Source organism: Moorena sp. SIO3I8, assembly GCF_010692325.1.
Lineage (GTDB): Bacteria > Cyanobacteriota > Cyanobacteriia > Cyanobacteriales > Coleofasciculaceae > Moorena.
Genome location: NZ_JAAHHW010000165.1, coordinates 1 through 11,564, shown reverse-complemented (window position 1 = coordinate 11,564; position 11,564 = coordinate 1). Strand labels below are relative to the sequence as shown.

The window sequence follows — 11,564 nt, the reverse complement described above, 5'->3', positions numbered from 1 at the left end:
TACTGGGTGTGGGGTGTGGGGTGACGGGTGTAGGGGAAGATCAGGAGCTGGCTACGTTGCTAGGGACGGTTGAATCAGGTTTCGGACCGATTGTTATTGCTTGGCTGACAAAGACGTACAAATTTCATCGGAAGATGAGCAAACGATTGTCAGGGGACGAATTGATATTTTGATTTGTCAACCTCAGTTTTGGATAGTGGTGATTGAAGCGAAACGAGCAGAATACTCTTTAAAGGTAGGGATACCACAAGCTCTAGCTTATATGTTGGCTAATCCTGAGCTACAAAAGCCTGCTTTCGGATTTGTCACGAATGGCGGTGAATTTATTTTTATAAAACTGATTCGACAAGATAAACTGCAATATGCTTTTTCTAATCAGTTCTCTCTGCTGAATCGTGGCAATGATCTATATACTGTCGCGAGAATATTAAAACACTTAGGTCAGTTAGTACGTCAATGACTGACAGCTGATAACTGTCAGCTCTGAGATAAACAAGGAAGTATAGCGCTTTAACATCAGATGTGAAAACGCTATAGTAACCATTGAAGAATTTTTAATTTTTAATTGCGCCCAGCGGTACTAGGTGGTGGAGATTTTTAATTTCTCTTGCCCAGCTTCCACATTTGTACAAGATGCGCGGATTTTTGCTACCAGGGTTCCGGATTAGAAGCCGTCCGCTAGACCTACTTCGCTTTTTATGTGTGCCCTTTACCGCTAACATCAATAATAGCTTAAAGCCGTCCTAAAAGGACGGGGCTTTAAACCCAAATTTTTTTGGTCATAGTATGCTGGCTAAGCATGGTTTTAATGCCAGACTTAAAAGGATTATAGTAAGGCATCAAAATGAGATACAACAAGAGATACTGAAATGCGATTCGGGCAAAGCCCGACGCTGCGCGAACGCATAAGTCTGTAAAGCTATTACCGATAGCACTTCAGTATTTATTCATGTCTCCTTTTCTCCATGTATATATACGCCATTTTGATCAAGCCACTTGTCAATTAATTCATTGACAACATCGCTCATGTCCCTGTCTTGCATAACACAAGCTGCTTTAAAGTTCTTTTTTTTATCTTTGGATAGATAAACCCGTATTGATTCTTCAGCCACTGTCCTACTACCAGTAAACAACTTTACTCCATTCTGGCATCAATGATTTTTTTTACAAAATTTATAAATTTATTTTCCCAGGGATGAGGTAGGATGGGGAAAGCCCGCGCGCCGACGCTTCAGAGTTCATCGGCTGGCTACTACTCGATTGTTCAACGGAGATAGCTACATTATGGCTTATCCACAAAACCTCCAGCCTTGGGCAGCGACTCCTCTAGTTCCCCCAACCCAATGGGTAATCATCGGTCGCTACCGCACTTGCTCTTATACAGAAGGATCCCGTCAGCGAATCCCTGACACCCAATTTGAACTCGTGTTTCGTTCCCATCTTCTCTAGATCAACTCAGCGCCCCCAACGCTTCCAGTGCTGACTTCTGTGCTAGGGTCAAACCCGTAACCCCTGTGATATTCATACCTTGGTAAGGTCGATCAGGAATCAGGGTTTTAATACACTGACCTGTGTGAGTAGCCCAAACTTTAATAGTCCCATCATTACTGCCACTGGTAAGCCAATAACTGCTCACCTGTTCTTGATCAGACCTACCCTGGTGATCTTGATGTTTTACAGGACTAAACCCAATCGATGACCGTACTGAATTCCTATGACCATGTAAGGTTCTCAGATAGTTACCCGTACTTGCTTGCCAAAGCCTAATGGTTTGATCTAAGCTACCACTGGCAATCAACTCACCATCAGGACTAAAGGCGACAGACCAGACGCCTTTACTATGGCCTCGTAAAATCTTGACACATTCCCCAGTCCTAACATCCCAAACCCGAACAGTTTGGTCTCCACTGCTACTAACTAGGGTTTTGCCATCAGGACTAAACGCTACCGACTGTACTCGACTAGTGTGACCCTGTAAAACCTTGAGACATTCACTACTGCTGACATTCCATAAGCGTATGGTTTCGTCTTCACTACCACTGGCTAGGGTTTGACCGTCTCGACTGAAGGTAACAGACCAAATCCAACTGGTGTGACCCCGTAATATCTTAAAACATTCACCAGTATTGACATCCCATAACCGGATGGTTTTGTCATCACCACTACTGGCAAGAATCTCACCAAGAGGACTAAAGCTAACGGATTGCACCCAATAGGAGTGACCGCGCAATACTTTCAGGCATTGACCTGTTCTCACTGACCACAAGTGTATGGTTTGGTCAGCGCTGCTGCTAGCGAGAATTTCACCATTGGGATGAAATGCCACAGAAGTCACCCAACCGGTGTGTCCCTCCAGTCTCTTTAAACAGCTATCACTACTGACATCCCACAACCTGACCATTTTGTCAGTACTGGCACTGGCTAATTGTTGACCATTGGGACTGAATACTGCTGAAAATACTGAATTGGTATATCCTTGTAGAATTTTAAGACATCGACCTGTCTTGCTATTCCATAGACGTACGGTTTGGTCACTGCTGCCACTAGCTACCGTTCGACCATCCCGATTGAATGCCACTGAAAATATAGAATTGGTGTGTCCTTGTAGGTAGTTCAGGCATTCACCACTGCTGACATTCCACAGTCTCACCGTCTGGTCATCACTGCCACTGACTAGGGTTTGCCCATCTGCACTAAACATCACCGACCTTACTCTATCGCTATGGTTAGTTAAGGTGTTGAGACATTCACCTGTGCATCGGTCCCACAATTTAATGGTAAAGTCAGCACTTGCACTGGCTAAGATAGCACCATCGGGACTAAAATTAACAGACCAAATCCGATTAGTATGACCATGACAGATCTGGCGACATTCACCAGTACTAAAATCCCACAGTCTCACTGTCTGGTCATCACTAGCACTGGCTAAGGTTTTACCATCTGCACTAAAGGCCACCGCAAGGACTTGACCGGTGTGTCCCTGACATACCTGACGGCATTCACCAGTTTTTACATCCCACAGCCTTACTGTTGATTCATCACTACCACTGGCTAGGGTTTTACCATCCCTACTGAATGCTACTGACCAAATAGAACTGGTATGGCCTTCTAAAGTTTTAATACACTGACCTGTGCTGACATTCCATAGTTTAATCGTTTTGTCACTACTGCAACTGGCTAGGGTATTACCATCAGGACTAAAGGCCACAGACCAAACCCAACCGGTATGACCTTTGCAAATTAAAATTGGCTTACCATTCTCGACTTGCCATAAACGCAACTGACCTTCCACATCTCCAGTAGCTAAAAGCTTACCATCAGGACTAAACGCTACCCCAAATACTACTCCTAAGGTTTTAGTAAACACTGACTTAGATAAATCGGAGTGAGCGAAATTGACATCTTGTAAATCCACCCCTTGTAGATAAGCTTGCCAAATGGTAACTCTTGAAAAATCATAGCCTTTTAAACAGATTTGCTGTTGACAAAGGAGATTAATAATATTTCCACCAGCGTAGCCAATGGCTAAGGCAGGTTTGCCTCTAAGAGTGTCGAGAATCTGATTTAGATGGGTTTCTAGGTTAGCTTTACCAGTTAAAGCAATCTGTAGACGCTCTACAATGGGTTTGATAATTAGACGAATTTGAGTATTTCTAAGATAATCTTTGGTCTGAGCTTTGAGGAGAGCATGAGTCCTAAATAGGGAATTTTCCCAGTTGTTATTAGTGTTATTAATGGCGGTTACACCAGCAATAACGTCTTCACAGATTTGCTCAACCAAGCGTTCAGTTACGTATTCCATCACCACCGGTTGTAAGGAAAACAAAGACGCTTTTCTTTCGACAAGCGATCGCTGTTCCAAGGATTCCAAGGTGTCGATCAGTTGTTGGGGTGGGACAGGAGGGAATATATCATCTCGTAAGTCAGCAAATGAGGCTTCTTCTCGATTGATGGCGAGCCAAAAAATTACTGTTCGTTCTGGATCGCTTAATCGGGCAAAATGCTGATCTAAAAGATTTTTAAAATTACCGAATATTATCGCATCTTGATTTAAAAATTCTGCAATATTACCCGCGAATAATTTATGAATTGTTGTGGCCACAATTTTTAGAGCTAAGGGATTACCAGAATACCCTGTAATTAACTGATTCCATTCCCTTTCTTCACCTTGAAAAGACCCGATTATATTAAAAATTTCTTGTCCTTCAGCGGTTGTTAAGCCACTTAGTTGTAGGGAGCGAACAGGTAGAACTTCTGCTTCTAGCAGTCCAATTTCTTGAGGCTTCTCCCGAGAGGTTAGTACTAAGCAGCTTTGATGGGAGGTTTCTCCCCACCGTCTCAATAGTTGACCGTATTCTTCATATCCAGCTTGATAATGTCCAGCAGCATTGCTTTGAGCTCCCCCTTGTAAAATTGTCTCCATATTGTCGAGAACTAGCAAACAGCGGTGGGAGCGTAAATAATTCAGCAGTCGGTAAATTTTATCGTCTGTGGTATCTGGTAAATCAATATCTTGCTGATTGGATAGAAATCTCAGCAACTGAGTCAAAATCTCTGATAGGTCAGGAGCATTACGTAGGGAGCGCCAAATAACAAACTCAAACTGGTTTTGGAGTTGTTGGGCAAGCTTGATGGAGAGGGAGGTTTTGCCCATGCCGCCCATACCTAACAAGGCCACTAGCCGACAGTGTTCTGTCAGAATCCATTGCTGCAACTGGGCTAGTTCTGATTGTCTTCCATAAAAGAAACGAACATCAACGGCTTCTGACCAATCTTGACGTGGTTTTGCGTTCCTGTAGCGTGGCCTTAGGCCAATCCCATCTGTTTCTTCTCTAGTTACCTGTTGGTTCGAGGAGCTAGTTTCCTGTTGAGTGCGCCACCTTCGTTCGATTGCTGAGCGAAAGTTCTTTTTACTGACTCTTTCCCCCAAAGCCTCTGAGAGAAGTTTCCACAGCTTGGGACCGACATCATGTTTGAGGTAAGTCGGGGCATAGCCATAGGTATCTGCAATATTATCATAACTCTGACGCTTCCAAGACCAAGATGCCTCAATTAAGGCTTGCTGTAAATCAGTGAGATGATTCCCCGATTTTGCAAACACTAAGGCATTGGCGAATTCCAGAGCGTCTTCAAGGTTCATATACGGTTTTGATTATAGTTTATTCTGCTATAATAGAATATTGTGATTTACTAACAGTTAAGGTCGTAGGTGTTAGGTTTTATGGATCAGGGGGTGACACAATAGCCGAAAAAGCTTATTTGGTAGAGAGTGCAGCAATTTAGGGTAAAAAAAAATCGGTCTAGTTACCTCAATCAGACCAATCCACATTACAATGTTACCTGAATTTTAGCTGACTCCGCGAGAAGCCCCACATCTCAATGCTACGCCATGAGTGTTTAAAGTTACCGTAAGGATAGGGTCGCCTTTATGGTTAGTCGGTTATGGGTAAAACAGGTGTGACCCGTGGCGAATTAAATTCGCCGTAGGCGAACGGAAAACTTTGCCGATTTTGGCGACCCTATCTATCGGTTTCGTCTCCAGGGATGAATCGCGGACAGGGTCTTTGGGATTCGGCTTTCGCCGACGCGGGGCGCGTTCGGGGAAACGAGCTATCAAGCTTCTGAGCAACTCGGAGGAAGTCATCCCTCTACGATTGACCGTAGGTCACGCGGGGCGCGTTCGGCCTCCTGTTTAAGTTGTCGCTTTTCAAAGTCAGTCAACCTAATCATCACTGTTTTATCTTTCATTTTGCCTTGACACCTGTTATTACACCTGTTACTATGATAGGTCAAGAAACAGGAGGTTCATTTTCCCTATTCCTTGTTCCATTTACTATCAATCCAAGCTATACAGAAGCTGTCGAATTTTGAGCTGTTGCTGCTCTTCCATTGATTGTGGGAAACTTAACTCGATCGCAATCGAATTAACAGATCCGCTATCAACTGGCTCTATAGTTTGCACCTTAGCCAAAAAACTAATATCTTTTAAGTTATTAGATTCTTGAGTTACCAGTAAACTGACGATGGGTTTAGTGTCCTGCATGATATCGAGATTGCTAATCTGCCTGCCATCTAATTCCAACCGTAAATCATGAGTTCCAATTTCCGTGATTGTCGCGCTAACGGAATAGTTTTTCCAGTAATCCCAATATAATTGCACCGCCGTTTGAATCTTTTGACGTACCTTCGTCTCTTTAGCTGGTCGGAATTCACGGAAGACTCGTCTGATACTCGTAGCAATAAACTTAAGGGATTCCAGAGGATGGTCTGTCTCAGATCGTCTCTGGGAATACCACTCATTGACATCAGAATAAATAACTAACACCAGATCATCTTGCTGAGTACGGGTGAGATTAATAAAATCAACATATAGCCTCACCTGCTCCCCCATGGCAACTTCTCGCATCACCCGCCCTCGGACCAAGCACTTGTGTCCGTAGTCTCCTTCGAGTTCCACTCTGATTTCATCAGGGATGTTGGGTCTGGTATTCAGCAGAATTTGGACGCCACTTTCACTAATATTAACGGTTTCACCTCTCCAACTGTGGTGTGGAGTATGAATCACAGCCTTTAACTTCCTTGGCATCCGGTGGGAACGACGGAGTTGGGGTTGCTCGAAAGCAACTAGACAAGCAGCCATCAGCAGGATTAAGTTAAAGATAGACCAAAACACATTAACAATCACCGCTTGGCTATCCTCCGGTCTTAACCATAGCCACAGGGGTACAGTTAACAAGGCAGCAGTAGCCACTACTGTCACTAACACCAGGTACTTGACCGAATCAAAATCAAAGCTGCGCTTGGTAACATTCATCCCTTTATCGGTAACATTGAAAGACCCTAACTTAGGATTAATCAGAGCTAAGAGGGTAACAATTCCCGCCTGGAATGACAGGGCAAATTCAAAAATCTCGTTCCAGAAGGAGAAACGGACGTGCTTGTAGGGAATGTGGTTGGTCTGCATCGATAAAATAACGTGAGGCAGAGCATAGCACAAGGTTTCAAAACCCAGACCCTTAACCGAATTGATGCCAAATAATAAGAATAGAGTGGGTGCGATCGCATACATCAATCGCGGGAAGCCGAAGAAAAAGTGGGCTGTGGCACTCGTGTAGCACAACCGTTGGGGTAGGCTCAACCTCACCTTCCGGTTGAACAAGGGATTTTCCAGGCGCAGAATCTGAGCCATTCCCCTAGCCCAACGTACCTGTTGACCGATATAGGCCGAAAATTTCTCTGGCGCTAAACCTGCCACCATAATCTTGTCGTAATAGACCGACTCGTAACCCAATGAGTGGAGACGGAACGCAGTATGGCAGTCTTCGGTAACTGTTTCGGTAGCAATACCTCCGATTTCCAGCACGTGCTTTTTCCGAATCACAGCCGCAGACCCACAAAAGAAAGCTGCATTCCAGAAATCATTGCCCTTTTGCAGCACTTTATAAAACAGTTCATTACCCACAGGTATTCTGCCTTCTGTGAGCAGATTACGCTCAAAGGGGTCTGGGTTATAAAACCAGTGGGGTGTTTGGACAAAGGAAACCTTAGGGTTAAAAAAGAAGCCAACAGTTTCCTTCAATAACCTTTTAGCGGGAATGTGGTCACAATCGAGAATAAGGACTAAATCTCCTTTGGTATTGTGAAAAGCCGTATTGATATTGCCAGCTTTAGCATGATCATTGTTATTCCTAGTCAGTAGTTCGCAGCCTAGCTCCTCGCACATTTGGCGCAACTTTTCCCTACGCTCTGGATACTTTCTGCCATCATCAAGGACATAAACCGATTTTTTATCAGCCGGATAGTCAATGGCTACAGCCCCTAAGGTTGTTTTGCGGACAATTTCGATATCTTCGTTATAGGTAGGAATGTAAATATCAACCCTAAACCACTCCTCTTGGGGAATATTTTCTAAACTAACCGCTTGACGTTCTTTGATTTTTAAGGTTTGAAAGTACGCCAAAAATAAGGTGGCGATCGCATAGAATTCTGCTCCATACAACAGCAAGCAAAAAACGATATTCAGCCACCCTTCCAAATTAAGGGTATATCGAGTGCGGTAATAAAAATAGCGTAGGCTAGTAAAAACGCTAAGTAAAACCAACAATAAGTGGAGATATTCACTGGTTTTACGATTGGGTTTATCTTCCTCCATCTGAATAATCACCCGTCCCAGCAGTAACACAATTAAAGCAAGCAACCCTTGTTGCCAAATTGGTGGGCGAGCAGTAATTAGAGGAATGAATAGCAATAGTAAAGATCCAATTAGCAACAGCAATTGACGACGACTTAGCCACTGTAAAATCTGGTCAAATATATAGGGGAAGTCTTCCACTACCCAGACTGTTAGTTTCTCTCGCTGTTGGGGTGTGGTCACCAAGCCTTTTTGACCCGGTTTTGACCTAATCTTTAAAAATGGAATAGTCATTAATTTCTATCCCTAGCCATTTTTTGTAGATAAAACTGAATAACACCGTAACTAATCATGGTAGCAGCTATAATAGCTGGAGCTAACATCAACCAACTTCTTATTATGAAGTTAAAAATTTGCTGAGTCAACTCAGGTTTTTCCAGTTGACGCTTTCGCTTTTCCTGGAAAAACTCCATATTATAAGAATTTTGTTCATAAATATTGGGATTTTCAGAGTTAGCACTAATCAGTACTGTGTCTCCCTTGATTTGATAGAATAGTGGGTCTTGGTTTAATAAATATTGGACTTTATCTAAGCCTTTTTCGGTTTGAGCAATTAGAGCAAGCAGCACCCGTTCTTTATTCCATGGTGAGATAATTTCTTTGATCACCCCATCATGATCAGACCAGGTTTTAATCTGACTATCACTGCGCTGCCGTGTCAAGAAATCTTTTAATTTCAAGCCACTAGAGGATAAAATTTCGGGAAAAGGAAATTTCTCTTGAGTACCAATTCCTACCAGATGATGGTCACTGCGTTCCTCAGTGGGTAAAGAATCTTTGGTGTAAACTGATAACTGGATTGATTCCGCTTTGCTTAACCGTCCCAATCTGTTAGTGAACTTTAGTAATGTCATCAGTACACTAGTTGAGGGGTCTTTTGGTAGCACAATAACGGTATTGGATAAATCCTGAGGAGCAGCAAAGGGATAACCCGTTTTCAGCAACCCCAAATCTGGCACTTTGGCAACACTGGTGCGCTGGAGTTGAAAATTTGTATCACTGTGCAAGGTACCCCAAAGCTGTTGGTCAGTTACTTTGCTACAGGAGCGGCGTTCCCGAGCATCAAGACGAAAATCGACCTGGATTTTAGAATAGGGGGTAATTTTGTCATTAGGCAGGGCAATCCTCAGGGATTCTCTAGTTCCACCATCGATGGAAGTTAGCTTTTTGCCGATCAGGGCAATGCCATCTAGCTTGACTTCCACTACTGAGGTTTTGGGATTAATTTGGGGGCTGTAGCTATAAATTAGGTTCATATAGTTATCCCCCTCAAACTTATCATCCGGCAATGCCCGGAAGTTAATCGTAATGGGTGGGGAATCAGAACCCCTGACTGTGATATCCTCAATCGGCTGATTGTAGGGAGTTTTGAGGTCGCTGACCTTGAATGTGGGTTCTAGAGGTAAATAGTCTGGCCAATCACGGGGTGCAGGGGTTGGCACTTCGTCGAGCTTTTCAACTAAGATCACTTGACTGGTACCAATTTGACGGTCTTGGGATTGCACTAAAAACTGCACTGCTTTCGCCACTCCTTCTGGCCCATTACCTGTTGCTACCAATACTGCGGCTTGATTGCCAGGAGTGCTGGTTAACATTAAGACCCCGACATCGGGTGGTAAGGCTTTTTCCTTAGCATCGATAATCTGATTGTTTGCTACAGGAAGGGGTAGTTTCAGGGATTTGAGTTCTGGCTGTTGTTCTGGTGTGCCGATGATTACCAACCGATTACCAGAAAAGCGATTAATCCCCGTTCCACTGGCCTCTTTGACAGATTTCACTAAGGAAGTCTTCAGGGGACGATAATCCGCTAGCCTACCTAAGGAAGCTTGGAAACGAGCAGTGCTAGTTAACCAATTATCATTAATCTCCTTGGGCAACAGATAAGTAATTTGATTTGGTTCTAGGCTCAGGTCATCAAAGATCGGGTAAGGATAGCGATTGAAGTCTAGAGAAACCGGTTGGGGTTCAAAATCAAAGACTATTTTTGAATCCGGCAGAATTTCTGTCCATAGGGAAGGATCATAGGGGTCTTGAGTACAGGTAGGAGAGTTATTCTGTAGCGCCGCAATTGTGATTTGGTTGTAGTTACGGAGTTGGTCGATAGGAATCTTAAAGAGCACATTCCCAATTTCCCCCTCCTGGCGGTTGAGAGGAATACTGCCAACGCTAACACCATTAATTAGAACGGTAAGATTAGAGCGAGTGGCATAGAGGGCTGGAGAATGGCGAAAGCGAATCAAGGCTTTGACAGATTTGAGTTGCCAATCTCGGGGACGAGTAAACCCTAGCCGCGCCTCGTCATAGATGCCTCTTAAACTAAGACGAGACCCTACTACTGGGCTGCGATTGAATTCTAGGATGTACTGACCAGCAGGAGGAGCATCGATCTCAGGAGCTTTAGTTGGTGGGGAAGGTAAAGCAAAGGTCGGTTGAGATTTTTCCTTGAGTTCCTCGATGGTACTCTCCCGTAGGGTTTTGTTGGAATCGGTGGTACTGCCATCACTTTGGGCATACACTAAACCTGTGCTTAACCCAATGGAAATACTACAGCTGAGGAATAATAGCAGGACTAAAGAATATCTTTGGAACGAATGCCGACGATGATCTGCTTTAGTATCACACCTCACAGAAGTAGAGGCTTGATTAGCGCTAGAGTGACCATCTGATGGCTGTGACCTAGGAGTTTTTTTGGGTAGATGGGCAAAAGTCTTGCGAAAAAAGCGTTTCATCAGCAGAAGGAAGTTTTAACTCTGATTACAAATTAAATTGCCTCATGGGATGTTTAGGTATTCATACAAGGCTAGCGCTACCTAATCCGGAGCTAGCTAGTTAGATTCCCAGCGGTTGAATAAAAATCAGATACACCCTTGACTGATGAGAATTGGGGAACGGAATCCTTCTTATCCCAACCTTTGCGATCGGGAAGCTTCCGCAGTCTTTGAGTTAAATTTACCACAGGCTTCTAGGAGATTGTGGCTACCATAAAAGTTCAGTAAAGTGGGTTGACAAATTTAATTTTATATGCATTAAGGAAAATCCCTGGATTGGTATCGGGTTTCTAAATGAATTGTAAACAGCGATTACAGTTTTTTCCATTGCCAAAAATCTCTATATAGCTCTTGCCTCTTGCCTGTGGCTTCTTGGCTCTTGCCTCTTGCCTGAGGGATTATGTTTACAACTCAAATACAAATGCGAGAATTTTTGATGCCATATTCCCGACTCCCGACTCCCGACTCCCGACTTCCGACTCCCGACTCCCGACTCCCGACTCCCGACTCCCGACTCCCGACTCCCGACTCCCGACTCCCCACTCCCGACTCCCGACTCCCCACTCCCCACTCCCCACCCCCCACTCCCGACTCCCCACTCCCAC

Annotated in this window: 7 protein-coding genes; 3 read left to right on the top strand and 4 right to left on the bottom strand. The window is 44.0% G+C overall.

The features are described from left to right. Positions 1–100 precede the first annotated feature (100 nt). The gene (locus tag F6K51_RS32980; RefSeq protein ID WP_293028942.1) at positions 101–460 is read left to right on the top strand and encodes a type I restriction endonuclease; all 360 of its coding nucleotides are present in this window, start codon (positions 101–103) and stop codon (positions 458–460) included. 487 nt (positions 461–947) lie between these two features. On the opposite strand, the gene F6K51_RS32975 is transcribed toward F6K51_RS32980, so the two are convergent. Then, a complete protein-coding gene (locus tag F6K51_RS32975; RefSeq protein ID WP_198954017.1) occupies positions 948–1,112 on the bottom strand; it encodes a plasmid partition protein ParG in 165 nt (54 codons plus the stop codon). Positions 1,113–1,284: 172 nt separating this feature from the next. Here F6K51_RS32975 and F6K51_RS32970 point away from each other — a divergent pair, with 172 nt between their 5' ends. Next, positions 1,285–1,449: a hypothetical protein gene (locus tag F6K51_RS32970; RefSeq protein ID WP_293028936.1), complete on the top strand. Its 165-nt coding sequence runs from the start codon at positions 1,285–1,287 to the stop codon at positions 1,447–1,449. Between the two features lies 1 nt (position 1,450). On the opposite strand, the gene F6K51_RS32965 is transcribed toward F6K51_RS32970, so the two are convergent. From F6K51_RS32965 to F6K51_RS32955, 3 genes are all read right to left on the bottom strand, one after another. Further along, positions 1,451–5,140, bottom strand: a complete 3,690-nt coding sequence (locus tag F6K51_RS32965; RefSeq protein ID WP_293028933.1) for an NB-ARC domain-containing protein — start codon at positions 5,138–5,140, stop codon at positions 1,451–1,453. A gap of 696 nt (positions 5,141–5,836) precedes the next feature. Next, entirely contained in the window at positions 5,837–8,425 is a 2,589-nt protein-coding gene (bcsA, locus tag F6K51_RS32960; protein WP_293028930.1) for a UDP-forming cellulose synthase catalytic subunit, read from the bottom strand. After that, positions 8,425–10,920, bottom strand: coding sequence for a cellulose biosynthesis cyclic di-GMP-binding regulatory protein BcsB (locus tag F6K51_RS32955; protein ID WP_293028927.1), 2,496 nt, complete (start codon positions 10,918–10,920; stop codon positions 8,425–8,427). The genes bcsA and F6K51_RS32955 overlap by 1 nt, the downstream gene beginning before the upstream one ends. A 390-nt stretch (positions 10,921–11,310) precedes the next feature. Between F6K51_RS32955 and F6K51_RS32950 the strand changes: the two genes are divergently transcribed. Continuing rightward, on the top strand, positions 11,311–11,564 hold a 254-nt coding region (locus F6K51_RS32950), incomplete at its 3' end, for a hypothetical protein (RefSeq protein ID WP_293028924.1).

Excerpts from the sequence above, each read along its gene's own strand:
- bcsA (WP_293028930.1), bottom strand. The coding sequence starts at position 8,425 with ATGACTATTCCATTTTTAAAGATTAGGTCAAAACCGGGTCAAAAAGGC.
- F6K51_RS32970 (WP_293028936.1), top strand. The coding sequence starts at position 1,285 with ATGGCTTATCCACAAAACCTCCAGCCTTGGGCAGCGACTCCTCTAGTT.
- F6K51_RS32965 (WP_293028933.1), bottom strand. The coding sequence starts at position 5,140 with ATGAACCTTGAAGACGCTCTGGAATTCGCCAATGCCTTAGTGTTTGCA.
- F6K51_RS32955 (WP_293028927.1), bottom strand. The coding sequence starts at position 10,920 with ATGAAACGCTTTTTTCGCAAGACTTTTGCCCATCTACCCAAAAAAACT.